A 25954-nucleotide genomic window follows, 5' to 3' on the forward strand; every position below is an offset into this window, starting at 1 on the left:
AAGAAATTGAGCGTATGTTTACAGGCATTATTGAAGCAGTGGGTGACATCGTCGCGGTTCAGCCAAGTGGTGGCGACCTGCGTTTGCGTGTAAAAACCAACACTCTGGATTTGGCCGACGTGGTATTGGGGGACTCCATCGCCACCAATGGCGTCTGCCTGACGGTGGTCGAATTGCCCGGTGACGGTTATTGGGCCGATGTCTCGGTAGAGACGCTGGACAATACCACCTTGCGCGACTGGAAAGTCGGCATGTCGGTCAATCTGGAAAAGGCGCTGACTCCGCAAACCCGTCTGGGGGGGCATATGGTCAGCGGCCATGTGGATGGCGTGGGTGAAGTGGTCAGCCGTCAGGCCGATGCCCGTTCTGAGCGCTTCCGCATTAAAGCGCCGGCGGCTCTGGCTCGCTACATTGCGCACAAGGGATCCATCACCGTCGATGGCACCAGCCTGACCGTGAACGCCGTGGACGGGGACGAGTTTGAACTGAACATCGTGCCGCACACCATCGAAAAGACCGTAATTGGCACCTATCAGACCGGGACCAAGGTCAATCTGGAGGTGGATGTCATTGCCCGTTACCTGGAACGTCTATTATTGGGTGACAAGGCGGCGACGGCCTCGGCTGGATCCGGTATTGATCTGGCGTTTTTGGCGGAAAACGGTTTTTACAAAGGCTAGCGTTCGGCCGACAGAGGGACAGCCTTGGGCCAATGCTTGCCCGTCAGCTGCCCGGCCTCACTAACCCTTATCGAGTCACAGGATATGCAATACCGGCTGACAGACTGCCGGTCAACAATGAAGCAGGTTGGTTATGAAATTGAACAGCATTGAAGAGCTGATTGACGATATTCGTCAGGGCAAGATGGTCATTTTGATGGATGACGAAGATCGCGAAAATGAAGGTGATATCGTGATGGCCGCTGAGCAGGTTCGCCCGGAAGATATTAACTTTATGGCGACCCACGCGCGGGGATTGATTTGTCTGACCCTGTCACCAGCCCGCTGTAAACAGCTGGATTTGCCGTTGATGGTCACCGACAACCTGGCTCAGCACTCGACCAATTTTACCGTCTCCATTGAAGCGGCCGAAGGTGTTACCACCGGTATCTCCGCGGCCGACCGCGCTCGTACCATTCGCGCGGCGGTTGCCCGCGATGCCAAGGCCACGGACATCGTCCAGCCTGGCCATATCTTTCCGCTGATGGCTCAGCCCGGTGGGGTGTTAAGCCGCGCCGGTCATACAGAGGCTGGCTGTGACCTGTCGCGCTTGGCGGGTTTTGAAGGGGCGGCGGCAATTGTTGAAATTATGAATGAAGACGGCACCATGGCGCGTCGTCCAGACCTTGAAGTCTTCGCCAAGCAGCACAATTTGAAGATCGGCACGATTGCGGATTTGATCCAGTATCGTTCCATTAATGAAAAAACCGTTGAGTGCATCAACGAGCGCAAGATAAACACCCAGTATGGTGAATTTGATCTGCACACGTACCTGGACAAGGCGCGGCAGGAAAAGCACTTTGCCTTGACCATGGGCAACCTGCGTGATGGTGAGCCGGCGTTGGTGCGCGTGCATGTGGGCAGTACCGCCCGGGACGTGTTTAAAATCCAGCGTGAAACCGATAAACAATTCAAACCCTGGACCTTCGATCGTGCCATTGAAATGGTGGCCAAAGAGGGGCGTGGTGCGGTGGTGATGATTTGCCACAACGAAAGTGCCAATGATATTGAAGACAGCATCGACTGGATGTTGTCCGGTAAGCAGGAGCGACCCAGTCAGGATCTGGTTTATAAGCAGGTCGGCACCGGCTCACAAATTTTGTGTGACCTGGGGGTGAAAAAAATGCGCTTGATGAGTGCACCTTTTCGCTTCAATGCGATCTCGGGCTTTGACCTGGAGGTCTCCGAGTACATTGATAACCGGGTTAAAGACGAAGCGACCGAAATACAAGACGTGTAAGGTCGCCGCACGCGTCTGTGCGTCAGACAAGCACCGTGTGTTAGACCGCAGCCAACGTGTGTTAAGCAGCAACAGTTTAGAGTAGACAAGAGAGACACTATTGATGAGCCAAATTAATGTAATCGAAGGGGATTTCACCAACTGCAAGGGCAAGTACGCGCTGATCGTCAGTCGTTGGAACAGTTTTGTGGTGGAAAGCCTGAAAGAGGGCGCACTGGATACGCTGCGTCGTCATGGTATCGGTGACGATCAGGTGAGTATTTATTACGCTCCGGGCGCGTTTGAATTCCCAATTTTGGCTCAGCGATTGGCCAACAAGGGTGAGTTTGATGCCATCATTGCCCTGGGTGCCGTGATTCGCGGTGGCACTCCTCACTTTGAATACGTGGCCGGTGAGTGTACCAAAGGGTTGGCGCAGGTATCTCTGAACACGGACACGGTTGTGACCTTTGGTGTCCTCACCGTTGACTCCATTGAGCAAGCGATTGAGCGCTCGGGCACGAAGGCCGGCAACAAAGGTGAAGAGGCGGCCATCACCGCATTGGAAATGGTTTCTCTGCTGGCCAAGGTGTAAGCCTCCAGCCAGGAATTTTACCGACGTCTCAACTCAGCAATTGCTGAAGCTGGGGCCGATCAGATTTCATATCTGAATTATTAAATTGGATACACCGGAATGACAGTTTCTCCAGCGGCTCGCCGCAAAGCCCGACATTACGCCATGCAAGCCCTGTATCAGTGGAGCATGACATCCGCCGCCATCAATGTGATTGAGGCTGAGTTTCATGCCGATAATGATATGAGCAAAGCGGATATCGCTTACTTTCGCGAAATTCTCCACGGTGTCCCCAAGCAACTCTCCGAATTGGACACGGCCTACTCGGCGCACCTGAAAGAGCGGGAACAGAATGAGCTCGACCCGGTGACCCAGGCGCTGTTGCGGATGTCCACTTATGAGTTGATGTCTCGCCTTGATGTCCCTTACAAGGTGGTGATTAACGAAGCGGTATCGCTGGCGAAAAAATTCGGCGCAACGGACAGTCACAAATTCATTAACGGTGTACTCGATAAGGTGGCGGCCGAGCATCGTGCCGTTGAAGTTAAGGCCACCCGTTGAATGATTCATGGCCAATACCTGCGGTCAGTCAGGCAAGATAATGTCGCTGGGTGAATTTGAATTAATTAAACAGTATTTCCAGCAGCAGTCCGGCGCCCCGGGAGTGGCTCTGGGGATTGGTGATGATTGCGCCCTGTTGACTGTTCCGCTGGGTCAGCAGTTGGCGGTGTCCATGGATACCTCGATTGCCGATGTGCATTTCCCCGCAGACGGGGAGCCGGACTTGATCGCTGAACGGGCGTTGCGGGTGAACATCAGCGACCTGGCGGCGATGGGGGCAGAGCCTCTGTGGTTTACTCTGGGGCTGACCTTGCCTGACGCCGACCCTCAATGGCTGCAGGCGTTTTCGCAAGGGCTGTTTCGCGTAGCCCGTGAGTACGGTATTGCCCTTGTTGGTGGTGACACGACACGCGGCAAGTTGAGCATTACGATTCAGGTTCATGGTGCGGTCGCCGAGGGTAAAGCGCTGCTGCGCAGCCGGGCGTCAGAGGGTGATCAGATTTTTGTCACCGGTCCTGTGGGGGATGGAGCTGCGGCCCTGGCGGTTATGAAGCAACAGCTGTCGGCGGCAAGCATGATGACGGACTATCTTATGGAGCGTTATTACCGCCCTCAGCCGCAGGTGGTTGCGGGTCAGTTGCTGACGAATTTTTGCGCCGCCGCGATTGATATTTCCGACGGACTGGTGGCGGATCTTGGCCATATTTGTGAACAAAGCGGGGTGGGGGCCGATTTGCATCTGGAGCGGATTCCCTTGTCCGAGGCGGTGAGGCAGCTGGTGTCCTTCGAGCAGGGCATCGACTGGGCGTTGAGTGGTGGTGATGATTATCAGCTGTGTTTCACGGTGCCGAAGGCCCAGGTTCAGCAACTCGAGACGCTGGTCAGCACGGGCAAGATCGTTGCTCATCACATCGGTGAGATTACGGCTGGCAACGGGGTCAGCTGTTGGCACAACAGCAACCCGGTTGTCCCCAGTGGCAAGGGTTTCCAGCACTTTGGTGGACAGGAGGCCTTGTCGTGACTCGCGCACTGACTTTTGCTGACTTGATCGTCCGGCCGGTGCACTGGTTGGCGTTTGGTTTCGGTTCCGGGTTGTCTCCCAAGGCACCGGGAACTGCGGGTACGGTAGTGGCAATTCCACTGTACTTGCTGTTGTCGCAATTGCCGTTGGCGGGTTACCTGCTGGTGGTGCTGGCGACCTTTGCGTTGGGGGTCTACCTGTGTGATAAAACCTCCCGTGATTTGGGCGTGCACGATCACCCGGGCATTGTTTGGGATGAGTTTGTCGGCTACTGGATAACCATGATCGCCGCTCCCGCAGGTTGGGTCTGGGTGGTGATCGGTTTTCTCTGGTTTCGTCTGTTTGATGTGCTCAAGCCCTGGCCCATTCGCTGGTTGGACGAGCATGTTCACGGGGGCTTTGGCATTATGATTGATGATGTTCTGGCTGGTGTGATGGCGTTGGTCTGTGTCCAGTTGTGTTACTGGTGGTGGGTCTGAGGTGCTGACACAGGGTTTTCGGCAGGGATTGATGTCGCTCCTTCTGTCGGTGAATCTGCTGGCTGGGGCTGCGAATGTTGTGGCGGCCGCTGCCGAGGCTGTCAGTGTTGAGGTTAAGGGATTGTTTTCCGGCAGTGCGCTGTTGGTGATTGATGGACAGCAAAAGTTGCTGAAGGTTGGCAAAGGCTACCGGGGGGTGACTCTGGTTTCTGCCAGCAGTAAGGGCGCGGTAATCGACATCGAAGGCAAGCAGCATACGCTGGGGTTAAGCAGGCGCATCGCGTCCAGCTTTCAATCGGCCGACATTCATGAGGTGCGTTTGCAGCCTGGAAGAGGCGGGCACTATGTCACGCCGGCACGCATTAATAACCGCCCTGTGTCGGTGATGGTGGATACCGGAGCGACGGCTGTTGCGATGAGCCTGCCGCAGGCCAGGGCACTGGGAATCGATTACCGCAATGGCGAACTGGTACCGGTCAGTACCGCCAATGGGATTGTGAATGGTTACCGAGTGACATTGAGCAGCGTCACTGTGGGTACGGTAAAGGTGAATAACGTTGCAGCGCTCGTCAGTATGAGTGATTTTCCCGGTGAGATATTGTTGGGCAACAGCTACTTGAGCCGGGTCAAAATGTTTAAAGAAAATGGTGTGCTGGTTTTTCAAAACTAGTATGAAACGCGCAGCAGTAAGCCGCCGCCGAGGTGTATGCCCTTGACAGGGCATCCATTTCAGTTGTTGGCTGGCGCGACAGTAAGAGGTTGTATTGTGACCGTCCGATACGTTGAATCTTCAAAGTTACCCACCTCGTGGGGGATCTTTGATATGCACGGTTTTGAAGATACCGAAACCAGTAAAGAGCATGTTGTACTGAGCATGGGGCAGATCGATAACGGTGAGCCTGTGCTCGCCCGCATTCATTCTGAGTGCCTGACTGGAGATGCTCTGTTCAGTTTGCGCTGTGATTGCGGCGCGCAACTGCAGTCAGCGATGCATCGCATTGCCATGGAGGGGCGGGGTGTGATCTTCTACCTGCGCCAGGAGGGGCGTGGTATAGGTCTGATGAATAAGATTAAGGCCTATCGCCTGCAGGACAAGGGCGCTGACACCGTGGAAGCCAATGAGCAGCTGGGCTTTGGTGCGGATATGCGCGATTACTCCATTTTGCAGCCGATGCTGGAACACATGAACATCCATGAGATCCGGCTGATGACCAATAACCCGCGCAAAGTGAAGGCGCTGCAGGAGCTGGGAATTAATGTGGTCGAGCGGGTAGCCCACGAAAGTGGCCGCAATCCGCACAATGCAAAATACCTGGAAACCAAAAAAGGTAAGTTGGGGCATTTGCTGGAAGATCAGGACGACGGCGAAAGCTAGGCTTGCGCGTCTCAGAGGCATAAAAAAACCGCGGTGCTGTTAAGCAGCCGCGGTTTTTTTTGAAGCGAAAAAGCTGAATTTACAGCCCTAACTTCTTCTCAAGGTAGTGGATGTTAACGCCACCTTTGGCAAAGCCTGCATCGCGAACCAGATCCTTTTGCAGGGGGATGTTGGTGCGAATGCCGTCAACCACCAGCTCGTCCAGAGCGTGACGCATACGCGCCAGCGCTTCGTCACGGGTATCACCATAGGTGATGACCTTGGCGATCATGGAATCATAAGTGGGTGGGACGGTGTAGCCACTGTAGAGGTGAGAGTCGACACGAACCCCGAGGCCACCGGGGGTGTGAAATTGATTCACGGTACCAGGGCATGGCATAAAGGTTTTCGGGTCTTCGGCGTTGATCCGACACTCAAAAGAATGGCCTCTGATGGTGATGTCGTCCTGGGTGACCGAGAGTTTTTCACCGGCGCAGACGCGGATCTGCTCTTTGATCAGGTCAAAGTTTGTGACCATTTCCGTGACCGGGTGCTCCACCTGAATGCGGGTGTTCATTTCGATGAAGTAGTAGTGGCCGTCTTCATAGAGGAACTCGAACGTACCGGCACCGCGATAGCCGATTTTAATACAGGCGTTCACGCACGACTCGTAGACCTTCTCGCGGGCTTCGGGGTCAATACCGGGAGCAGGCGCTTCCTCCAGAACTTTCTGGTGTCGGCGCTGCAGCGAACAATCGCGGTCACCCAGGTGGATCGCATTGCCCTGACCGTCTGACAGCACCTGCACTTCGACGTGGCGGGGGTTTTGCAGGTATTTCTCCATGTACACCGTATCATCGCCAAAACCGGAGAGAGCTTCCGCTTTGGTTACACGAATGGAGTTCATCAGGGCTGATTCAGTATGCACCACGCGCATGCCTCGCCCGCCGCCACCGGCAGCGGCCTTGATGATGACCGGGTAGCCGATTTCTCGGCCGTGCTTCAGGCACACTTCCGCATCATCAGGCAGCGGGCCGTTGGACCCGGGTACTGTGGGTACACCAGCCTCTTTCATGGCCCTGATGGCCGAGACTTTGTCGCCCATCAGGCGGATAACGTCCGGGTCAGGTCCGATAAACGTAAAACCACTTTTTTGAACCTGCTCGGCAAAGTCGGCGTTTTCAGCCAAAAAACCATAGCCGGGGTGCACCGCCACAGAGTCGGTAATTTCCATGGCGCTGATGATGCGTGGAATGTTGAGGTAGCTCTCGGTCGACGAATTGGGGCCAATGCACACCGATTCGTCAGCCAGGCGCACGTGCTTGAGATCGCGGTCAATCTGCGAATGCACGGCGACGGTTTTAATGCCCATTTCTTTACAAGCGCGCAACACGCGCAGCGCAATCTCGCCACGGTTGGCGATCAGAATTTTTTCAAACATGCCCAGATCCTCTGTTTGTGTGCATCCTTAAACGATGGTGACCAGAGGCTGGTCAAATTCAACCGGCTCGCCGTCCTCAACCAGAATGGCTTCTACGACACCGGCTTTATCGGCTTCGATTTGGTTCATCATTTTCATGGCTTCGACAATGCAGATGACGTCGCCGGGTTTAACGTGCTGACCGACCTGGACAAAAGCCGGGGAGCCTGGGCTCGGGGCTGAATAGTAAGTGCCCACCATGGGAGATTTAATCACGTGACCGCTGAACGTATCTTTTTTCTCTTCGGGGGCCGCGGCTGCCGGAGCGGGTGCTGCTGCAGGCGCCGGGGCCGGAGCTGCCATCATCTGCGGCGCGGCGTAGGTCGCCGGGCTGTTGCGGCTGATGCGCACAGACTCTTCACCTTCTTTAATCTCCAGTTCACCGATGTCGGATTCTTCCAGCAGTTCGATGAGTTTTTTAATTTTGCGAATGTCCATAAGTTTTTCCACCATTGAGTCAGTGGCCTTATTGGCCTTGTAATTGTTTAGGGTTGTGAAGTGATTGTGGTTTGTGTCATGTAAGTTGGGTTCATCAAACTGCTGCGTTAAGCGAGCTGGCTGAAGGCGGCGCTGAGCGCCAGGTCATAACTCTGGGCGCCGAAGCCGCAGATGACGCCCTGGGCGATGTCCGACAAATACGAGTGCTGGCGAAACGCTTCGCGACTGTGCACGTTGGACAAGTGCAGCTCAATAAACGGAATCTCTACTCCCGCCAGTGCGTCGCGAATGGCGACGCTGGTGTGTGTGAAGGCGGCGGGGTTGATCAGGATGAAATCGACGCCTTCGGTTTTGGCGCTGTGAATACGGTCAATCAATTCGTGCTCGGCGTTGCTTTGCAGGCACTGGAGTTGGTGCCCGGCGCTTTGGCAGCGCTCGCTCAGTTGAAGATTGATGTCCGCCAGGGTGGTGGCGCCGTAAATTTCTGGCTCACGAGTGCCGAGTAAGTTTAGGTTGGGTCCGTGAAGAACCAGAATTGTCGCCATAAAGCTAGGTTTCCTGGATAAAATGCTTAAGTTAGCGCGGATCTTTATAGAATAGAGTAATTTTACCAACTAGATAGGGTGAGTGTGCCCCAAAAAATATAACGCGTCTAGTCAATTGCTGAAAAATGTGAAATTGACAGATTTTAGCGTCAAGATTGCCGAAGTTAGAGTGTTAAACGCTTGTTTTTATTTTAGGAAGGCGACCTGTTTGACGATGTTTAACGCCGATGGCGTCCCTTTCAAGGTCTTATATTCGAAGTTTTTCGAAATTGCGGCTATTTTCAAGGTAAATAGCCGCAATTTGCAGTTATCTTGAGGCTTTTAAGCGATCGATGGCGCTTATGATCGTTTGTTCGCGCAAAAGTTGGGGCAAGATGACCGGTGGGTCATTCGGATTGCCCGAATACAAAAGGTAGAGTGGCACGCCATTGCGGTCGAATTGCGACAGCAGGTGGGTGATTTCCGGGTTGTAGTGAGTCCAGTCGCCTTTTAATTTGACGATGCCGGCATCTTCGAAGGCAATGAGGGTTTTTTCCGTATCCAGAGCAATCTTTTCGTTGGCCAGGCAGGTGATGCACCAGTCGGCGGTTAAATTGACAAAGGTCGGGGTACCTTGGTTGAGCAGTTGCGTCAGTCGGGCCTGAGTATAGGGTTGCCAGTTATTCTCCAGGCGGGCTGTGGACGCTGAGGCGGCCTGAGTTTTCCCCTCGATCTGCGTCACAGGCCAGACCGCACTGCAGACAACCATGAGGGCAATGACTTTTTGCCAGCGGCGGGCCGGTTGATGCTGCCAAAGCCAGGCGGCAAAGGCCAGTCCAATGGCTCCGGCAACTAAAGCCACCAGAGTGTCGCTGTCGGTTTGACGGCTGACTACCCAAAGCAACCACAAGGCGGTGAAATACAGGGGAAAGGCCAGCAGCTGTTTCAGGGTTTCCATCCATTGCCCGGGTTTAGGCAGCTTTTGTGACAGGCTCGGGAAGTAGGTGAGCAGCAGGAATGGCAGGGCCATGCCAAAGCCCAGCGAGACAAAAATGGTGAGGGCGATGAATGTGGGCTGTGTGACGGCGAAGCCCAGGGCGCCACCCATCATAGGGGCTGTGCAAGGGCTGGCCACGACCGTCGCCAGCGCCCCGGTAAAGAACGAGGAGCGATAGCGGTGACCTTCGGTGAGGGCTTGACCGCTGCCACTCAATGACGACCCTAGGTTAAGCAAGCCTGACAGGGCCAGCCCCATGGCGAAAAAAAGATACGCCAGGAGCGCGACAATGACCGGTGACTGCAGCTGAAAGCCCCAGCCGATGGCCTGCCCGGCTTGGCGCAGTGACAACATGATGGCGGCAATCAGGACAAAGGTGGCAATAACCCCGGCGGTGTAAGCCCAGCCGTGCCAGTGTTGCTGGTGGGGGTTCTCCCGGCTGCGTGCCAGGCTCAGCGCTTTTAAAGACAGTACCGGAAAGACACAAGGCATCAGGTTCAGCAGCATTCCCCCGAGCAGGGCACCGAAGGCGGCCAGGAAGATCTTGCTGACGGAGCTGGGGCTTGTTGGCAGCACCGCCTGATCGGGTGGGGCAGTGGGTTGCGGCGATTGAATCAGGGTCACATTCCCTTGTTCAAGTCTCAGTGTTTGCTGCTGGGGGGGATAGCAAAGGCCGGCATCGGCGCAGCCCTGGGAGTGAACAATGATGTCCAGGCTCTGGGCGACGCTGAGTTCGGGAAGCGCCAGGGTAATGTCTAACGTGTTGTAATAGACCTCAAGCTGCTGCTCAAAGTAATCGTCGTATTTTTCAATTCCAGTTGGCAGGTCGACGGTTTGAGGGTTGCCATTGAGCACAAACTTCAATTTGTGCTGATATAAGTAGTAGCCGTCGGCAATGTCCCAGTGAATCAGCAGTTGTTGATTGTGGAGGGTGCCGCTCAGTTGATAGGCCTGATTTACCGGTAAAAAGCTGACGCTAAGCGAAGAGTCGAGTGATGTCGGATTGAGCGAGACCGGGTTTGCGCTGCTGGAGGTCGAGGGCTCAAAGGCGAATTGATCCCTATTGGGTAAGGGAGTTGACGGGCCGCCACTCAGTTGGGGGACACTCGCAACAGAATTAGAATCCAGGGGCGCTTGCTCTTGCACTGCCAGCCCGGCACTGCTCCACAATGACAGTATGAATAGGGTAAGCGTGGTCAGAGAGGTTAGTTTTGGAGGCATGGGTTAATGGATCCGTTTTGTCATCAAGGGTCGTTGCCGAAACCGCGAGTGGGTCGTGGTAATCCTCTGCGTTGATTTGACTGTGGTTATCAGGCAGAGTTTCGGGCATTGTACAGAAGAATTGGATGAAAGCATGATATCGATAAGGGGTGTAAACCTCATGGGGTCATATTTAAGCCTGCAACCGGTGTTGATGGTGGCCAGGTTATTGATTGCTGCGTCATTGGGGGCTGCCCTGTTGTCTGGCTGCTCAACTCAGGTTGCAGAGCCGAAAAGCCTTCCCGCAGAGTCTTTGGCTGCGGCCGCTCCCCTGCCGGAAAAGCCACGCGGCCCTACGTTGCAAGAGCAGGTCGAGGAATTGTTGCGCGACGCGGAGCGCGCTATGAGCGCCGATCGGTTAATGAGCCCGGAAAATGACAATGCCTATGACCGTTATAAAGCTGTCTTGCTGTTGCAGCCGTCTAATGAGCAGGCAAGGTCGGGGCTGCAGCAAATGGTGGTCCGCTATGTGCAATTGGGCCGGGGAGCCCTGCGTGCCAGTCAGATTTCACAAGCAAAAATCTATGCGTCGCGAGCTCATTATCTTGACGCCGACAACCGCCTGCTGCACGAGTTGGAGCGCGAAATTGGCCTGGCATCGGAGCGGGCTTTGGTGGCCCTCGCGAGTGTTGACGCAGGAGAGCCGGCCTCAGAGAATGAATACCCGCTCAATATATCGGCTTTGAATCGTCGTGATGATGAGGTCAAGGAGGTACTGAGTGAGGTGGCCAGCCGGGTCAAACTCAGCGATGAGGCGTTACTGATTGTGGCCCGCAATGATGCTGAAGGGCGCTGGCTGTATAAAGAAATGAAAAAAGCCGCCGGTGGCTACCGGATACGCGGTGATATTAAAGTGGGCAAGCGCCCTAAAATCGTGGTGTTCCCGCCGATTCAGTAAGCTCCTTTATGTGGCCGCTGCGATACCGAAAAAAACCGAAGGGCTGGGTATCTATCGTGTTCATCAAGCCGTTAAACGATCGGGCTCATGGTGAAGTTGAAGATGCAGCTCTAAAAGAGGGTGTCGATAGCCGGTGGAGCCCCCCTTTGAGCGTCATGCTGTTATGCTGATCAGTAAACAGCGACGATAATAGCGTGTCGAGTCGATCATAGTGTGTAACCATTATCATGGGCACTGAGAGGATAAAAGGAAGGTATTCGTGAAAGAAGGAATGATGTCGTATTGCCGCCACTCGTTACTGACTGGGTGGAAGGCCGGGTTGGTGATGATCCTGTGCAGTTTTTTATCGGTGTTTGTGGATGCCGCCGAGCTGGCTTCGGGGTCAGGAAAGGCCCAGGTGCTGGAGAATGTTCACATTGAGGAGGCACGCATTCGCTTGCCGCTGCCCGGTCAAAGCACGGCAGTGGTGTATTTAACGCTGCTCAATTTATCGTCCCAGGAGCTGGTGATTAAAGGCGTTAAGGTAGAAGGTGCACAATTCGCAGAACTGCATCAACATTTGCATCGCGATGGCATGATGCAGATGCGTGCGGTGCCGCAGGTTGATGTTTCCGCTGGCGGGGCTTTGGAATTTAAACCCGGAGGCTACCATATCATGGCGTTTCGGATGCAGCCTGGGGCCGCTGAGGACGCCACTTATCAGGTCTCGTTAATGTTGACCAGCGGGCTGACGTTGACAGCCCAGGCAACGGTCATACGCTGACTGAGCCGCCTTGGCCGGGAATCGACCGCTGCGGATTGAATTCGGACATACGTTTTAAAATTCAGGGCGCGAGGTTGTGATTCTTGCAAATCACGCTAATAGTTAGGGCCTGGACAGGGTTTACACCTGGCCAAGGTCAAGATCTAAAAAACTTAAGAGTTAAAAAGGTTAAAGTCTGAAATGGAAAAGCTCGCAAATATGAAGCAGGGAATACGAGAGCGTTGGAATGACTGGCGTGAGGATGTGCAGACCGGAGGTTGGGCGATGCGCACGGTCATGATCGGTGTGCTTGTCTATCTTTTGCTCACGACAGCGTTGGGCTTTTTCTGGAGTTCGGAGCCGGATCGTTTTACGGTGCGAGAGTCGGTGGCAACCAATGCTGCCGGGCAGCCCATGTTGGTCGGCGTGGCGACCACATCGACGTTGATCAAGGTCATGGAAACGGTCCTGGATAAGCCCGGAGGCTTTCTGTCCAATGACATTTTTCCGCCGGGGGTGTGGATGGACAATGTCCCCAGCTGGGAATACGGGGTCATGATCCAGGTGCGTGATATGAGTAAAGCGATGCGCGAAGCCTTTAGCCGCTCCCAGTCCCAATCCACGGAGGACATTTCCCTGGCGCGAGCCGAGTCGCGATTTAATTTTGATCACCGCAGTTGGGCCATTCCCGCGTCGGAATCCGAGTATCGGGACGGTATTAAATCCATGCAGAATTATCTCGTGCGGTTGACCGATGAAGATCGCCACAATGCGCAATTCTTCGCCCGGGCTGATAACCTGCGTTACTGGTTAAAGACCGTGGAAAGCCGAATGGGGAGCTTGTCTCAGCGCTTGAGCGCCAGTGTCGGGCAGCGCCGTCTGAACACTGATCTGGCCGGCGATACCAGTGCCCGGCAATCAACCTCAACCCCCAAAGAAATGGAAGTGAAAACGCCTTGGTCAGAGATTGACGATGTCTTTTATGAGACTCGTGGCAGTGCCTGGGCGCTGTTGCATTTCCTGCGTGCTATTGAGGTGGACTTTGCGGATATTCTGGAGAAAAAGAACGCCTTGGTGAGTTTGCAGCAAATCATTCGCGAGCTGGAAGCCACCCAGGAAAATGTCTACAGCCCGATGATTTTGAACGGCGGTGGCTTTGGTATGCTGGCCAATCATTCTCTGGTGATGGCGTCGTATATCTCCCGGGCGAACGCCGGCATCACTGACCTGCGGGAACTGTTGTCTCAGGGCTAAGCCCCGGACAACTTGCCGAGCGGTGACACCGTGAAGACAGCGGCCCTCCCGGGCCGCTGTCTCTTCGTTACCCCTGACTGGCGCGCTTACCCCAATACTTCTTGCAAAATTTCCTGGTGTTGCTCTGGTCTTAGGCGCGGGCCAAACTGGCTGACCACCTGGGCCGAGGCGCGACTGGCCAATTGACCGGCTTGCTCGCAGCTATAGCCATGTGTGATGGCGTAGATGAACGCCCCGGCAAACATGTCGCCCGCCCCGTTGGTGTCGATGGCCTCCACCTGGTGTGGATTGATGTTCCAGGCGTTTTCTCCGTTCACGATCAACGCCCCTTCCGCGCCCAAGGTAATGGCAAAGGTTTTGGCGATGTCTTTCAGTGCGGCAACCGCTTCATCCAGGGTTTGCGTGCGAGTGAAGCCCAGCGCTTCGGCGCGGTTGCAGAACAGCAGATCCACGCCGTCACCGAGCATTTCTTTCAACCCATCGTGAAAAAACTCCACCATGGCCGGGTCTGACAGGCTGAGGGCTGTTTTGACCCCGTTGGCTTCTGCTTGCCGGCGCAGATCGATCGCCGCAGCGCGGCCGCTTTCCGAGGAGACCAGATAGCCTTCGAGGTAGGCGTACTGGGACGATGCGATGGCGTCGGGGTGGAGCTCTCTGCTGGAGACCGATTCGCTGGCGCCAAGAAAGGTATTCATGGTGCGCTCGGCATCCGGGGTGATCATCACCAGGCACTTGCCGGTTACGCCATTTTCCCGTTTCAGCTCCTGATGGTAGGTCACGCCGGCGTTGTTTAAATCCTGTAAATAGAAATCACCGTTGCTGTCGTTGGCAACTTTACAGCTGTAAAAAGCCTTTGCTCCAAAATAGCTTGCGGCGATGATGGTATTGGCGGCGGAGCCGCCACTGGCGCGCTTCGAGGCGACCAGGTGGTCAGACAGATGCTCAATGATTTCCTGCTGTCGCTGTTCATCGACCAGCGTCATAACACCTTTATCAATATTGAGTTCGGCCAGGTTGTGATCGTTTACTTCAATTTCCGTGTCGACCAGCGCCGCGCCAATGCCGTAAATGTGGTATTCAGCCATAGTGTTTGTTGCCTTGTTAATTGGAGTGAGTCTGGTGGTCCGCACAGGTTTTGTTGAGGTGGTGGCCCAGCCATATTCGGGTTGTGTCTCGGACCGGGTCCGCAAGTAGAGTCCACGGGCTTGCGCGGCGGTTCATGATTCATGAACCGGTACACATTTCGCTTAGGTGAAAAGTACTTTCACCGCAAATTGTGGAAATATAGCCAAAATGGCGCACGGCCCGAGTCGAAGGCTCTATTATGCCTTGTCTACCCTGTCAGAGTCAGTACACTTCCGCCCTATGAGCCGACAACGTAAATCCAAACGCACCAAAAAATCTCCCCCGCCCTCTTTTCTCAGCCGCCTTTGGCGCTGGGTTCGATGGCCCATGGCTGCTCTTCTGGGGCTTTTGGTGCTGTGGGTCATCTATCTGGACATAGAAGTCAGAAGCAAGTTTGATGGCCGCAAGTGGGCCATGCCGGCGCAAGTGTATGCTCAGCCATTAGAGCTGTATCAGGGCAAACAATTGTCTCAAGCCAGTCTCGAGGAAGAGCTCAAGGCGCTGGAATATCAGCCGGTGAGCCGCCCGACACGAGCGGGCCAGTGGCGTCGTCAGGGCCGTGTTGTGGAAATCATGACCCGCAGCCACAACACCGGGGGCCGGCAAGAGCCCGAGCGCACGCTGAGGCTGGAATTTCAGCAGGACCGCATTGCTCATTTTGAAGTCACCCGGGGGGATTCGACGTCACTGTTAGCCCTGGAGCCGGTGCTGATCGGCGGCATTTACCCCAAGCGTCAGGAAGATCGTGAACTGGTGCAATTGTCAGAGGTCCCGCCACTGCTGGGGGAGGCGCTGATTGCTGTGGAGGATCGAGCCTACGTACGGCACTTTGGGGTTTCTCCCAAGGCCATTGCCCGCGCCGCCTGGGTAAACTTTCAAAGTGGCCGGGTCGTTCAGGGGGGCAGTACGCTCACCCAGCAACTGGTGAAAAATTTCTTCCTTGACGATAGCCGCGAGCTGTCGCGCAAGCTGACTGAAGCCATGATGTCGGTGCTGCTGGAAGTGCATTACAGCAAAGCTGAAATCCTCGAAACCTACATGAATGAAGTGTATCTGGGGCAGAGTGGGCCGCGCGAGGTTCACGGCTTTGGGTTGGCGGCGAAGCATTATTTTGGCCAACCGCTGTCGTCCCTGGATGTACCACAGCTGGCTTTGCTGGTGGGGCTGGTCAAGGGCGCCTCATATTACAACCCATGGCGTAATCCGGAGCGGGCCAAAAAGCGACGCGACCTGGTACTGCAGGTATTGCACGAGCAGGACTTGATTGATCAGGCGACCCTGCGCCGTTCGACCCGCTCCCCGCTGGCAATTGTCGACGCCAAGCAGCGCCGGTTGCACGATTATCCGGCGTTTATTGATCTGGTGAAGCGCCAGCTGCGTGAGGATTACAGCGACGAGGCGCTAAATTCGGAAGGTCTGAAGGTGTTTACCACGCTGTCGCTACCGGCACAGCGGCAGGCTGAGCGAGCGTTGTCCCAGCGACTGACGGAGCTCGAGACCCGCTTTAAGGTCAAGGCTGACTCCCTGCAGGGGGCGGTGATCATCACCGCGGTGGGCAGCGGTGAGGTGGAGGCCGTTGTCGGGGATCGCAATGAAAAATTTGCTGGATTTAACCGCGCCCTGGACGCCACCCGACCTATTGGTTCGCTGGTGAAGCCAGCGGTGTATTTGTCAGCCTTAAAACGCGATGAGCCTTATAATCTGGCATCATTTGTTGACGACAGCCCAGTGGCAGTCGCAGGCCCGGATGACGATATCTGGAGACCCAAAAACTTTGACCGTACCGCTCATGGTGAGGTCATGCTGATCGATGCTTTGAGCAAGTCCTATAATCAGGCAACCGCTCGACTGGGGATGACGGTTGGGTTGCACAAGGTCGCGGCTTCCCTGAAGGGTTTGGGGGTCGAAAAGGAGATATTCGAAGTGCCGTCACTGTTGTTGGGGGCGCTGGAATTGTCACCGGCGGAGGTTTCGAAAATGTATCATGCCTTTGCCAACGACGGTGTGGTGATGCCTTTGCGGGCTATCCGCTCTGTTGAAGACGCTCAGGGTCAGCGGTTAAATCGTTACCCGTTGACCCTGGGTGAACCGGTGGAGCCGGCAGCGATTCAGCTGTTGCAATACGCTATGCAGGCAGTCATGGAAGAGGGGACGGGCCGCACAGCGTATCAGCGTTTGCCCCGGTCACTGGCCCTGGCTGGAAAAACCGGCACCACCAATGACCAGCGGGACAGTTGGTTTGCCGGATTCAGCGGGCGCCACCTCGCGGTAGTGTGGGTAGGGCGTGATGATAATGGATCGACTCCCTTGACGGGGGGTACCGGAGCCCTGCAGGTGTGGACGGACATCTTTACCCGCTTGCCGACCGAGAGCCTGGATATTTTTGCCTCTCCCGATATAGAGTATCTGTGGGTGGATCGTGTCAGCGGTGGCTTGAGCGGCGAAAATTGCCAGGGTGCCAGACTGATGCCTTTTACAGCGGACAAGCGGCCGACAGAGCGTGCCGCGTGTGAATGGGTTGAACACCCGGTAATACATTGGATGAAAAGATGGTTTTAAAGCAGGTGTCAGGTCATGGTGGTTCGGTGGCGGCTCATTTCGACTCCCGGGGTTGTGCTGTGGAGACTGTCCTCAGAAAGCGCGGGCTTGTCATAGGCCGGTGGTCGGGGGTAAAACTGGCCAGCCTGTTGGCGGCGCTGATGATGATTTCCGGTTGTCAGTCGACCCCGCCAGCCCCGATTGACTCTCGTTCCGAAAGCCCTTCCTACGAGGGTGGGGTCGCGCCCCCTCGGCCGTCCTCGCCGGATGTCGAGGCTCCGAAACCGGTTCCCCGTGACGTCCCTCCCACCCCGAATGCTGCAGTTCAGACCATTCGGGCCGATGCCGAGCGGTACCTGGCCAGTCAGCAGTGGCAAAAGTCCATTGAGAAGGCGGAGCAGGGGTTGCGCATCGACCGCCGCAACGCGGAGTTTTACCGCATTTTGGGGGAAAGTTACCGCCAGCTCGGAGACATTTCCCAGGCATCGCGATTTGCCCGGCAGGCCCAGAGGTTTTGTCAGCAGCGCTGTGATGGCGTGGATAAGCTCTTGAATTCCCTCGACTTGGAATGATTTTATCCACTGGTTTGAGAAAAAATCGGTGAACGGTTTTCCTTTCGGATAAAAGGCCCCAAAGGGGCTTGAGTTTTTTGTGAGCTGTGTCACATTAGTGAGTCGGGCAATGTACCCTGGGTTTAGTGATACCAAGACGGTGTAAAGCCAGTCCCACTGAACCCAAGTTCGCCCGGCTGTGTGACCGCTTACCTATCGATTTATGAAAGAGCGTCGCCACAAAGGCGTTGCTTGTCACCCGCTCGGTGATTAAACGCGACGCTTGTCAGGATGGGCCAGCCAGGTATGGGATTCCCTGAGTGTTATGGCCTGATGAAATCATGGATGTGACGGATAAAGACTCTAAGCTTATGAGTAAATTGGGCTCCTCTGAATCAAACTCTCCCGGTGGTTTGACCGACGCCACCATCATTGACTACCTGAAAGTATGTCAGTCGATAGTGGTAGAGCACGCCGGTGCGTGCTTTACCGCGTTTGTGAAAGCTCTGGACCGACAATTGGCCGAGTTCGCAAGTAGCGCCAAAACCAATAGCGAGCAAGCCGACTTAGCGGAACAGAGGCGCCTGTTGCACGACTCCTTGCCCGAAATCGAACGCTATTTTCTGGGTTATCTGGGTGAAGGGTTCATCAAATTCAAACGCCAAGAGCTGGCGACCACCACCGGTGAAGAAAAGTACCAGCAAGATATGCTGTCGTTGGTCGACAATGAAGACCTGGAAGAAACCATTGCTATTTCTTCCATTACCCAGCGCTCCGAAAACCACTACGCTGAGCAGCTGTGGGCAATGAACCAGCGCTTGTCCCTGTTAAACCGTGGACAAAAAGTGGAAGACCGCAGCAACCCCGCCGGCCCAGTGCAGTATTGTGAATCCCTGCGCAAGAGCCTCAAGCGCTCAAAACTGACGACTAAAAGTAAAATTATTGCCTACAAGATCTTTGACAGTGATGTCATGGTGAAATTGGCAGACCCTTTCGATGAGATCAATCAATTCCTGAGCAGCAAGGGAATTCTGGCGAACCTGCGTTACAGTCCTGTCTCTCAAACGGCGCCCTTGCCACACCCCGAATCCTCGCAGGCCCAAGACGCGTCCCCAGAGGTTCCCGTTGATGAGCCGGTTGGCGGCGGTCATGCCATAGAACTGCCCGCTGCAGCGATGTCGGCGCCATCGGGTTACATCAGCGGCCCGGATGCAACACTGCCCACAGATCAATATCAGGGACAGCTGGTGGAGGCTATCCGCTCCTTGCAAGCTCACGTGGCAAGGGGGGCGGCCCCAAGCCAGACGCCACAGGGGGCATATGCCCAGTCACCGGGCCTCTATTCTTCTCCACAGGGCTCTTCTCTACAGGGTTCTTCGCCCGCACAGGGTTCTCCTTTGCCGCCGGGGATGGTGCAGGGCGGTGGAGCCGCAGCCCCGGGCGGGCATCCGGCCGAAGTCTACAGCAATAATCAGCTGGTCGGGGCCTTGCAAAGCCTGCAGACGGAGGCGCTTGCCGTCACCGGGCAGCAATTATTGTCGGCTCAGCCCGGGAGCCTGGCACCCCTTCCTATTGCCGGCGTCACGGCTCAGTTAGTGAATCAACTGCAGGCAGAAGCTGACGGCAGCGATCAGGAAGTGGACCCGGTGGACATGCACACCATCGATTTGGTCGGCATGCTGTTCGATTACATGCTCTCGGACGATAACTTGCCCGACTCGGTTAAGGCGCTGCTCAGCTACCTGCATACACCATTCCTTAAAATTGCCTTCATCGATAAGGGCTTTTTCGAGCAGACAGAGCATCCGGCTCGCCTGTTGCTCAACAATATGGCTGAAGCTGGTGTTAAGTGGGTCAGTAATGACGGCAGCAGCCAGTATGAAATCTACGACAAGATAAAGAGCATCGTCTCGAGAGTGTTGGAAGAATTCAAAAATGACGTTCGCCTGTTTGCGGAGTTGTTGCTGGAGTTCAGTGGTTACACCAAGAAAATTTCGCGTCGGCAGGAGTTGATGGAACGTCGCGCGATGGAGAAGGTGCAAGGAGAGGAAAAGCTTCGGGAAGTTAAAATTCGTGTTAACGACGAGGTGCGCTCGCGCACTGACGGGCGCGAACTGCCGTCGGCGGTTTTGTTGATGCTGCTGCAGCCCTGGTCCGATTACCTGGCCTTTATTTTATTGCGCTATGGCGACACGTCCGACAGTTGGTTGCGTTCTATTCAAATGGTGGAAGATGTGCTGTGGAGCATTGAGCCCAAAAACAACAATGCGGACAAAGCCCGGCAGCTGGAAATACAGGACCGGCTGCTGGATGGACTGGAAGTGGGGTTTGAAACTATTGGCTACGATCAGGCCAAAGGGAAAAAGTTACTGGAAGCCCTGTATACCCTGCAGAAAATGGCGCTGCAAAGTAGAGTGGTGGACCCGGCCCCTGAGCCCATGCGCAGTAAACTTGAGGCGATGGCGGCGGAAAAAGCCGGCCAGTTGCTTAATCAGGACGATCCACCCACACCGGAAGAAGCGCGTATGGTTGAAAACCTGAAAATGATTGAATTTGGTACCTGGTTTGAGTTTGACGGGGGCCGGAGACTTAAGGTGGCTTGGTATAACTCCAAAACGCTGCATTACATGCTGGTCGATCAGATGGGAAAAAAGGTGGCCATGAAATCAGGGCTGGAATTGGCCCGCAGTATGCTGTCGCACAAAGCAAAAGTAATCGCGGGCAGTTCGAAGCCGTTCTTTGAGCGCGCTCTGGAAAATATTTTCCAGAGCCTGAATGCGAAAGCGAAACAGGAAAAGCAGGACGCAGGGCAGGAGCTCGTCCATGAATGAATTACCGAATTACGAGCAGCGTCAACTGGATCGTTATGAAGACGTAGGTAGCGTAGAAGTTTACGACACGAACAGTGACAGGTTCTTGGGCCGATTGGTGAATGTTCATGAAGCGGGGCTGATGATCATGGGGGAGGCCCCGATACGGGCTGATCATGTGTATCAGCTGGAGCTGTTTTGGCCGTCCCGAAAGGATCCGCGGGGGCACATTCAATTGGGGGTGGATTGCCTGTGGGTGCGCCAGTCAGATGATGACAGTAATCCGATGTGCTGGGCAGGGTGCCAAATTATTGATTTGTCGGATAGCGCACGTGATCAGATCGCGATGTTGATCTCGCCTTAAGGGTTTATTTCTCAACGCCGTCAGGACCTGCACCGGGTTTTCGGTCAAGCGCAGGTCCTGCGTCCTTTGGGTTTGTCTGGGGTATAAAGATTTTATTTTTTACAGGCGAGCCATCACACGATCGGCCGCGGCCAGGGTGAAGGCGATGTCTTCATCGGTGTGGGCGGCGGACATAAAGCCAGCTTCGTAAGAGGCCGGGGCAAGGTAAACGCCCTCTTCCAGCATTCCGTGGAAAAACTGATTAAAGCGTTCAATATTGCAATTCATGACCTGTTGATAGTTGGTTATTTTTTCTTCGTCGGTGAAGAAAAAGCCAAACATTGAGCCCACGTGGTTGCTGGTGAATGGAATGCCGTGCTTCTGGGCTGCGGCATTCAGACCGGCCACTAACTGATCTGTCTTTTGACACAGGTTCTCGTAAAAACCCTCTGACGAAATCAGTTCCAGAGTCTTCAAGCCTGCCGCCATGGCAACGGGGTTGCCTGACAGGGTGCCAGCCTGATAGACAGGACCCAGAGGGGCAATGTGGGACATGATCTCTTTCTTGCCACCAAAGGCTCCAACCGGCATACCCCCCCCCATGACTTTGCCCAGTGTGGTGATGTCCGCTTCGATACCGTAGTAACCCTGAGCGCCGGTGTGGCTGACGCGGAAACCGGTCATGACTTCATCGATGATCAACAGGGCGCCGGACTGGTCACACTGGGTTCTCAAAGCTTCCAAAAAGCCGGCAATGGGGGGGACGCAGTTCATATTGCCCGCCACGGGCTCGACAATGACGCACGCGACCTCGCTGCCGATTTCTGCAAAGGCGGCTTCCACTCCCGCGATATCGTTATAGGTCAGGGTGACGGTGTGGTCTGCCAGCGCGGCTGGGACACCCGGAGAACTGGGCACACCCATGGTCAAGGCGCCGGAACCCGCTTTTACCAGCAGGGAGTCGGAGTGGCCGTGATAACACCCTTCGAACTTGATGATCTTGTCGCGCCCGGTATAGCCGCGAGCCAGTCGAATGGCGCTCATGGTGGCTTCGGTGCCAGAGTTGACGAAGCGCACCATGTCCATGCCGGGCATGATGGCGCAAAGGCGATCCGCCAGGCTGGTTTCGATGGCCGTCGGGGCGCCGAAACTCAATCCCAGTTGGGCTTTTTCCACCACGGCAGCAATGACGTCTTTGTGTGCGTGGCCCAAAATCATTGGGCCCCAGGATAAGACATAGTCCACGTAGCGTTTATTGTCGGCATCGAACATATAGGCGCCTTCGGCACGTTCAAAAAACACCGGCGTACCGCCGACTGCGCGAAAGGCTCGCACCGGTGAATTGACGCCGCCGGGGATATGTTGCTGGGCTTGCTGAAATAGTTCGCTGGAACGACTCATGGTAAATCCTTAACTGATTACCGGACAGGCGGTAAGCCCATCCCCTAAAAGGCAGGCATTATCGCTAAGGGGGGAGGTAAATGTAAACTTGAGTTACCCGAAAGATGGGTTAAGTGTTTTTCGCCATTTGACGGGCTTTTTGCTTGTCCGTCCAGAAAAACCGGTTGGGTATACGCTTGCCCATGCCCAGCCGGCGGCTGTGCGCCAGTGTGTGCCAGGTGAAGTTCTGCCCCTGGGTGATGGCTTCTTCGGTGAGCAAGCCGTGCCCGAGGTAGCAGGCAATGCTGGCCGCCAGCGTTGCCCCGCAACCGTGGGTGGGAAACTTCAGTCGGTCCTGACTGAAGGTTTTGATGAGTCCCTGTTTGCCATAGAGGTGGTTTTCGTAGGTGGACAAGGATCGCCGCGCGCCAGTGATGAGCACGTATTCGCAACCGGTTTCGAGAATCTCCTGTGCGCAGGCGTCGATGGTGTCGGCCTGTTGTGCCAGTTCATGGGCTTCCTCAAGATCTGGTGTTGTCACTGTAGCCAGCGGCAACAGCAGCGCTTCAGTTGCGTGCAGGACCCCGGGAGCGTCAACCAGTTTGCTGCCGCACACACTGGTGCCGGGATCAAGGACGACCGGAATGCCGGGATAATCGTGCAAGATGGAATGGATGGCTTCGACGTTTTCAACGCTTCCGGTAAAGCCGACTTTAAAGGCCCGGACTTGCATGTCTTCCAGTACTGAGCGCGCCTGTTCAATCATCAGGGAAGTATCAACCGGGATAATCTCTTTGGTATCCCGGGTGTCTTTTGCGCAGAGCGCTGTAATGATGGGGGTGCAGTGGCAGCCGAGGCTGGCGGCACATTCAATGCCTGCCTGAATCCCGGAGCTGCCGGAGGGGTCGTGGCTCGAAAAGCTCATGATGGTTGGCGTGATGGGCTCAAATTCTGGCATACACCCTGGCTCCTGAAATTGCTGCCTTGTAAGGGGCAGGCAATACACTTGGTTACCTGTGTTGGTCAGCTGTTCTGGTTAACAGTCATCTGGTTGCCGGCCTTAGTTTCCGGTGTTCAGCCGGAAATTGGGGTTTAGCCTGGTTTGCCACGGCCTGGTGAAACGCCAGAGCAGTGCGTGTCAGCTCAACTTAATTTCTAGCCAGCACTTTGAGTCTAACACAGGCTTGGGATTTGTCTTTGTTGCTGCCGTTGAGAGTGCGCGCTTGAAGGTAGGGTCAAGGTTTTACGACCACCAGAATGATCACGGCAAACAGCACCAGTACCGGAAGTTCGTTAAAAACCCGGTAAAAAACCGGAGCGCGGCTGTCCTGATTGCGCTGAAAACGCCGCACACAGACACCGCAATAAAAGTGATACACCACCAAAGCGGCTACCAGGGTTATTTTGCCTAAAAACCAACCGCTGCCGAGGTAATAGTTCCAGTTATAGCTGGCAAGCCATAACCCAAATCCTATTGTCAGAAACATAAAGGGCGTGATAAAGCGATACAGCTTGGCTTCCATCAGTGACAGGCGCTGACGGGTCGCCACGTCGGTGACGGAGGCGTGATTGACGAACAGCCGTGGCAAATAAAAAATGCCGGCGAACCAGCACACCATAAAGATCAAGTGAAACGCTTTTACCCAGAGCATAGAGATTCCATTACCTTTCTGACTACCCGGACAGTATCTGCTTGGCAGTGACTGACTCCCTTGGTGGTGTGTGTCTGTATCATTGAGTGACGATCATACCCGATAGAAATTGCTGATGTGCTCCTGAGTGATAACACCCATGACCGGGGACAGCCAGGGAGCATTTTCCCGTTCGACATAGAGGGCATCGGCCTTGTACTGATTCAGCTCCAGCTGCGCTTCGTACAGGCTGGCCTGTTGGTGGATGGGTTTCAGTAACCATTTGCGGCCGGGGATATCCAGAAGTTTAATTTCTTCCGCCTGTTCGGGGTCGCAATTGTCCACAAACGCGGAAATGTCCGCTGCTGCCAGCAGATATTTGTCGTGCTCTGGTTCATCAATGACCAGCCAGGTGGGGTGTTGCTGCAACCGCTGGCGCAGCTGTGTCAACGTAATGCGGTTGTTGCTGCGAATAAATTGGGTTTCCATCATGCTGCGAACGCCCACCCGGTTAAGGGCCTGGCGAACCGGGCCGTGATTAAGGTTGAAGCCGTTGGCCTCCAGCTGCGCAATAAACAAACCGTCACAGCGGAACAGTTGTCGAGTAGTCAGTACCGTGACCACAATCATCAGCATGGTCGGGAAGATAGTGTAGGGGTTGTGTGTCAGCTCAAATACGGTGATCAAGGCGGTCAGGGGGGCGTTTAGGGCGGCGGCCATCATGGCGCCCATGCCCAGTAGAACATAAAAGCTCGGGTTGGCCGTATCGCCAGGTATCAACAGGTTGGTGACCAGAGCAATGGCGCCTCCGAGCAGGCCGCCAATAAACAACAGGGGGCCGATCACCCCTCCGGGAACACCGAGCCCGCCGCTGAGGGCGGTGGCGATGAGCTTGGCGAAGAGAATGCCCAGCAGCATGTGCAGGGCTAGCTCGCCGTGCATGGCAGCGTCAATCGTGTCGTAGCCAATGCCCAGAATTTCAGGGTAGAGCAGGGCAATGGCCCCGGTGGCGACGCCAGCCACCAGCATGCGTGAAAAAACCGGGTAGTGCTGCTGACGATTAAAAAACAGTTGCAGCCGAATAAAGGCCGCTGCGAAAAACGCAATGACCAGACCTGCCAGGGCGATAATGGGCAGGCTCCACAGATCTTGCAATTGCACGGGCCCCACCGAGAATGCCGGTTCCGCGCCAAACATCATGCGGCCGATAACCGCGCCGGTGACCGAGGCCATCATCACCGGTATGAAGCCCGCGATGGTGTATTCCATCAGGATAACTTCCATCGAGAAAATCACTCCCGCCATGGGGGTGTTGAATGACGCCGCGATGGCTGAGGCGACCCCGCAGCCGATGAGCGTGCGCAAGCAGTTATTGGGCAGGCGCAACCACTGCCCCAGCTGGCTGGCGATGCCGGCGCCAAGGTGGACCGCTGGGCCTTCCCTGCCCATGGATTGGCCGCTGACCAGCGCCAGGATGCCTCCAAAAAATTGCACAATCCAGTTGCGAGCGGGCAGCTTCCCCTGGTGGTTGTGGAGTCGATCCAGAACATGCCCGACACTGACCTGACGCTGGCTGGCGGGTGTATAATGCAACAGTACTCCCAGGGCCACGGCGCCGAGCACGGGAAGCGCAAAATGCCAGTAGGCCGCCAAAGACTCAAAGTCTTCACTGTCACCCTGTAAAAAAAACTGTAACGGCAGATCGATTGACAGCCGAAAGGCAATGATCACTCCGGCCGCCGCCAAACCACAGATGAATCCCAGGATGGTCAGCTGCGGCAGGGCGTCCAGATGGGCTAACCGATGACGGAACTTGTCCAGTAACTCCTGGAGCCGATGTTTTGGGTGAAGGCCAGGATCCCTGCTGGCGGAGTGTTCGGACATACCTGATTCTTTACCTGATAAGCTCAAGCCCGCATTGCTTATGAAAGTGATTGTTATACACTAGGGGATTGATGCGACATTGGGGTAACTTGCGAGCCTCAGTTTCCCGAATCCGGTATCCTCTGGCAGCGAGGCAGTACCCGGTTCGTGAACCCTTGGTAGAGGGGCGTTC

The 25954-nt window shown here is 55.2% G+C and carries 24 protein-coding genes; 15 read left to right on the forward strand and 9 right to left on the reverse strand.

From position 1 onward, the window contains the following. Positions 1-14 precede the first annotated feature (14 nt). From G8770_RS21670 to ribA, 8 genes are all read left to right on the forward strand, one after another. Complete coding sequence (locus G8770_RS21670; RefSeq protein WP_167191903.1) at positions 15-680, forward strand: riboflavin synthase; 666 nt, start codon at positions 15-17, stop codon at positions 678-680. Positions 681-813: 133 nt separating this feature from the next. Continuing rightward, entirely contained in the window at positions 814-1959 is a 1146-nt protein-coding gene (gene ribBA / locus G8770_RS21675; RefSeq protein WP_167191904.1) for a bifunctional 3,4-dihydroxy-2-butanone-4-phosphate synthase/GTP cyclohydrolase II, read from the forward strand. Positions 1960-2062: 103 nt separating this feature from the next. Continuing rightward, positions 2063-2533, forward strand: coding sequence for a 6,7-dimethyl-8-ribityllumazine synthase (gene ribH / locus G8770_RS21680; RefSeq protein ID WP_167191906.1), 471 nt, complete (start codon positions 2063-2065; stop codon positions 2531-2533). A 99-nt stretch (positions 2534-2632) separates the two neighbouring features. After that, positions 2633-3073: a transcription antitermination factor NusB gene (gene nusB / locus G8770_RS21685; RefSeq protein ID WP_167191908.1), complete on the forward strand. Its 441-nt coding sequence runs from the start codon at positions 2633-2635 to the stop codon at positions 3071-3073. 40 nt (positions 3074-3113) lie between these two features. Continuing rightward, entirely contained in the window at positions 3114-4094 is a 981-nt protein-coding gene (gene thiL, locus G8770_RS21690; protein WP_167191960.1) for a thiamine-phosphate kinase, read from the forward strand. Then, positions 4091-4573, forward strand: a complete 483-nt coding sequence (locus G8770_RS21695) for a phosphatidylglycerophosphatase A (protein WP_167191910.1) — start codon at positions 4091-4093, stop codon at positions 4571-4573. The genes thiL and G8770_RS21695 overlap by 4 nt, the downstream gene beginning before the upstream one ends. A gap of 31 nt (positions 4574-4604) precedes the next feature. Further along, the gene (locus G8770_RS21700; RefSeq protein ID WP_167191912.1) at positions 4605-5243 is read left to right on the forward strand and encodes a retropepsin-like aspartic protease family protein; all 639 of its coding nucleotides are present in this window, start codon (positions 4605-4607) and stop codon (positions 5241-5243) included. Positions 5244-5339: 96 nt separating this feature from the next. After that, positions 5340-5948, forward strand: coding sequence for a GTP cyclohydrolase II (gene ribA, locus G8770_RS21705; protein WP_167191914.1), 609 nt, complete (start codon positions 5340-5342; stop codon positions 5946-5948). Positions 5949-6027: 79 nt separating this feature from the next. On the opposite strand, the gene accC is transcribed toward ribA, so the two are convergent. The 4 genes from accC to G8770_RS21725 form a co-directional block, all read right to left on the reverse strand. Then, positions 6028-7368, reverse strand: coding sequence for an acetyl-CoA carboxylase biotin carboxylase subunit (gene accC / locus G8770_RS21710; RefSeq protein ID WP_167191915.1), 1341 nt, complete (start codon positions 7366-7368; stop codon positions 6028-6030). A gap of 27 nt (positions 7369-7395) precedes the next feature. Then, positions 7396-7845 (reverse strand): acetyl-CoA carboxylase biotin carboxyl carrier protein, encoded by a 450-nt coding sequence (gene accB, locus G8770_RS21715; RefSeq protein WP_167191918.1) that lies wholly within the window; start codon positions 7843-7845, stop codon positions 7396-7398. Between the two features lie 107 nt (positions 7846-7952). Continuing rightward, positions 7953-8390 carry a type II 3-dehydroquinate dehydratase gene (gene aroQ / locus G8770_RS21720; protein WP_167191920.1) on the reverse strand — a complete coding sequence of 146 codons (438 nt, stop codon included), beginning with the start codon at positions 8388-8390 and terminating at the stop codon, positions 7953-7955. Between the two features lie 307 nt (positions 8391-8697). Beyond that, positions 8698-10587 (reverse strand): protein-disulfide reductase DsbD family protein, encoded by a 1890-nt coding sequence (locus G8770_RS21725; protein WP_167191922.1) that lies wholly within the window; start codon positions 10585-10587, stop codon positions 8698-8700. Between the two features lie 160 nt (positions 10588-10747). Between G8770_RS21725 and G8770_RS21730 the strand changes: the two genes are divergently transcribed. The 3 genes from G8770_RS21730 (at position 10748) to G8770_RS21740 (ending at position 13520) form a co-directional block, all read left to right on the forward strand. Then, positions 10748-11524 carry an N-acetylglucosaminyltransferase gene (locus tag G8770_RS21730; RefSeq protein ID WP_167191924.1) on the forward strand — a complete coding sequence of 259 codons (777 nt, stop codon included), beginning with the start codon at positions 10748-10750 and terminating at the stop codon, positions 11522-11524. Positions 11525-11783: 259 nt separating this feature from the next. Next, positions 11784-12287: a copper chaperone PCu(A)C domain-containing protein gene (locus G8770_RS21735; RefSeq protein ID WP_167191925.1), complete on the forward strand. Its 504-nt coding sequence runs from the start codon at positions 11784-11786 to the stop codon at positions 12285-12287. 180 nt (positions 12288-12467) lie between these two features. Further along, entirely contained in the window at positions 12468-13520 is a 1053-nt protein-coding gene (locus G8770_RS21740) for a DUF2333 family protein (RefSeq protein WP_425050958.1), read from the forward strand. A gap of 86 nt (positions 13521-13606) precedes the next feature. Here the strand turns inward: G8770_RS21740 and G8770_RS21745 are convergent, their stop codons facing one another. Beyond that, positions 13607-14605 (reverse strand): adenosine kinase, encoded by a 999-nt coding sequence (locus G8770_RS21745; protein WP_167191927.1) that lies wholly within the window; start codon positions 14603-14605, stop codon positions 13607-13609. Between the two features lie 367 nt (positions 14606-14972). Between G8770_RS21745 and mrcB the strand changes: the two genes are divergently transcribed. The 4 genes from mrcB (at position 14973) to G8770_RS21765 (ending at position 20908) form a co-directional block, all read left to right on the forward strand. After that, the gene (gene mrcB / locus G8770_RS21750) at positions 14973-17204 is read left to right on the forward strand and encodes a penicillin-binding protein 1B (RefSeq protein ID WP_208022442.1); all 2232 of its coding nucleotides are present in this window, start codon (positions 14973-14975) and stop codon (positions 17202-17204) included. After that, the gene (locus tag G8770_RS21755; protein ID WP_167191931.1) at positions 17195-17755 is read left to right on the forward strand and encodes a tetratricopeptide repeat protein; all 561 of its coding nucleotides are present in this window, start codon (positions 17195-17197) and stop codon (positions 17753-17755) included. The genes mrcB and G8770_RS21755 overlap by 10 nt, the downstream gene beginning before the upstream one ends. A gap of 350 nt (positions 17756-18105) precedes the next feature. After that, positions 18106-20565, forward strand: a complete 2460-nt coding sequence (locus G8770_RS21760) for a DUF1631 domain-containing protein (RefSeq protein ID WP_208022443.1) — start codon at positions 18106-18108, stop codon at positions 20563-20565. After that, positions 20558-20908: a PilZ domain-containing protein gene (locus G8770_RS21765; protein ID WP_167191933.1), complete on the forward strand. Its 351-nt coding sequence runs from the start codon at positions 20558-20560 to the stop codon at positions 20906-20908. Before G8770_RS21760 ends, G8770_RS21765 begins: the two co-directional genes overlap by 8 nt. A gap of 99 nt (positions 20909-21007) precedes the next feature. Here the strand turns inward: G8770_RS21765 and hemL are convergent, their stop codons facing one another. The 4 genes from hemL to G8770_RS21785 all read right to left on the reverse strand — a co-directional run bounded on the left by hemL (position 21008) and on the right by G8770_RS21785 (position 25782). Continuing rightward, complete coding sequence (gene hemL, locus G8770_RS21770) at positions 21008-22288, reverse strand: glutamate-1-semialdehyde 2,1-aminomutase (RefSeq protein WP_167191935.1); 1281 nt, start codon at positions 22286-22288, stop codon at positions 21008-21010. A 109-nt stretch (positions 22289-22397) separates the two neighbouring features. Then, positions 22398-23225: a bifunctional hydroxymethylpyrimidine kinase/phosphomethylpyrimidine kinase gene (gene thiD, locus G8770_RS21775; RefSeq protein WP_167191937.1), complete on the reverse strand. Its 828-nt coding sequence runs from the start codon at positions 23223-23225 to the stop codon at positions 22398-22400. Positions 23226-23502: 277 nt separating this feature from the next. Beyond that, positions 23503-23919, reverse strand: coding sequence for a CopD family protein (locus G8770_RS21780; protein ID WP_167191939.1), 417 nt, complete (start codon positions 23917-23919; stop codon positions 23503-23505). Positions 23920-24012: 93 nt separating this feature from the next. Then, positions 24013-25782, reverse strand: a complete 1770-nt coding sequence (locus G8770_RS21785) for a chloride channel protein (protein ID WP_167191941.1) — start codon at positions 25780-25782, stop codon at positions 24013-24015. Positions 25783-25954: the final 172 nt, after the last annotated feature.

The organism is Pseudomaricurvus hydrocarbonicus (genome assembly GCF_011602365.1).
Classification (GTDB): domain Bacteria; phylum Pseudomonadota; class Gammaproteobacteria; order Pseudomonadales; family Cellvibrionaceae; genus Pseudomaricurvus; species Pseudomaricurvus hydrocarbonicus.

What these genes read in the sequence shown, in the direction of transcription:
- G8770_RS21670 (WP_167191903.1), top strand. Translation starts at nt 15, where the DNA reads ATGTTTACAGGCATTATTGAAGCAGTGGGTGACATCGTCGCGGTTCAG.
- ribBA (WP_167191904.1), top strand. Translation starts at nt 814, where the DNA reads ATGAAATTGAACAGCATTGAAGAGCTGATTGACGATATTCGTCAGGGC.
- ribH (WP_167191906.1), top strand. Translation starts at nt 2,063, where the DNA reads ATGAGCCAAATTAATGTAATCGAAGGGGATTTCACCAACTGCAAGGGC.
- nusB (WP_167191908.1), top strand. Translation starts at nt 2,633, where the DNA reads ATGACAGTTTCTCCAGCGGCTCGCCGCAAAGCCCGACATTACGCCATG.
- thiL (WP_167191960.1), top strand. Translation starts at nt 3,114, where the DNA reads ATGTCGCTGGGTGAATTTGAATTAATTAAACAGTATTTCCAGCAGCAG.
- G8770_RS21700 (WP_167191912.1), top strand. Translation starts at nt 4,605, where the DNA reads ATGTCGCTCCTTCTGTCGGTGAATCTGCTGGCTGGGGCTGCGAATGTT.
- accC (WP_167191915.1), bottom strand. Translation starts at nt 7,368, where the DNA reads ATGTTTGAAAAAATTCTGATCGCCAACCGTGGCGAGATTGCGCTGCGC.
- accB (WP_167191918.1), bottom strand. Translation starts at nt 7,845, where the DNA reads ATGGACATTCGCAAAATTAAAAAACTCATCGAACTGCTGGAAGAATCC.
- aroQ (WP_167191920.1), bottom strand. Translation starts at nt 8,390, where the DNA reads ATGGCGACAATTCTGGTTCTTCACGGACCCAACCTAAACTTACTCGGC.
- G8770_RS21725 (WP_167191922.1), bottom strand. Translation starts at nt 10,587, where the DNA reads ATGCCTCCAAAACTAACCTCTCTGACCACGCTTACCCTATTCATACTG.
- G8770_RS21730 (WP_167191924.1), top strand. Translation starts at nt 10,748, where the DNA reads ATGGGGTCATATTTAAGCCTGCAACCGGTGTTGATGGTGGCCAGGTTA.
- G8770_RS21740 (WP_425050958.1), top strand. Translation starts at nt 12,468, where the DNA reads ATGGAAAAGCTCGCAAATATGAAGCAGGGAATACGAGAGCGTTGGAAT.
- G8770_RS21745 (WP_167191927.1), bottom strand. Translation starts at nt 14,605, where the DNA reads ATGGCTGAATACCACATTTACGGCATTGGCGCGGCGCTGGTCGACACG.
- mrcB (WP_208022442.1), top strand. Translation starts at nt 14,973, where the DNA reads ATGGCTGCTCTTCTGGGGCTTTTGGTGCTGTGGGTCATCTATCTGGAC.
- G8770_RS21755 (WP_167191931.1), top strand. Translation starts at nt 17,195, where the DNA reads ATGGTTTTAAAGCAGGTGTCAGGTCATGGTGGTTCGGTGGCGGCTCAT.
- G8770_RS21760 (WP_208022443.1), top strand. Translation starts at nt 18,106, where the DNA reads ATGAGTAAATTGGGCTCCTCTGAATCAAACTCTCCCGGTGGTTTGACC.
- G8770_RS21765 (WP_167191933.1), top strand. Translation starts at nt 20,558, where the DNA reads ATGAATGAATTACCGAATTACGAGCAGCGTCAACTGGATCGTTATGAA.
- hemL (WP_167191935.1), bottom strand. Translation starts at nt 22,288, where the DNA reads ATGAGTCGTTCCAGCGAACTATTTCAGCAAGCCCAGCAACATATCCCC.
- thiD (WP_167191937.1), bottom strand. Translation starts at nt 23,225, where the DNA reads ATGCCAGAATTTGAGCCCATCACGCCAACCATCATGAGCTTTTCGAGC.
- G8770_RS21780 (WP_167191939.1), bottom strand. Translation starts at nt 23,919, where the DNA reads ATGCTCTGGGTAAAAGCGTTTCACTTGATCTTTATGGTGTGCTGGTTC.
- G8770_RS21785 (WP_167191941.1), bottom strand. Translation starts at nt 25,782, where the DNA reads ATGTCCGAACACTCCGCCAGCAGGGATCCTGGCCTTCACCCAAAACAT.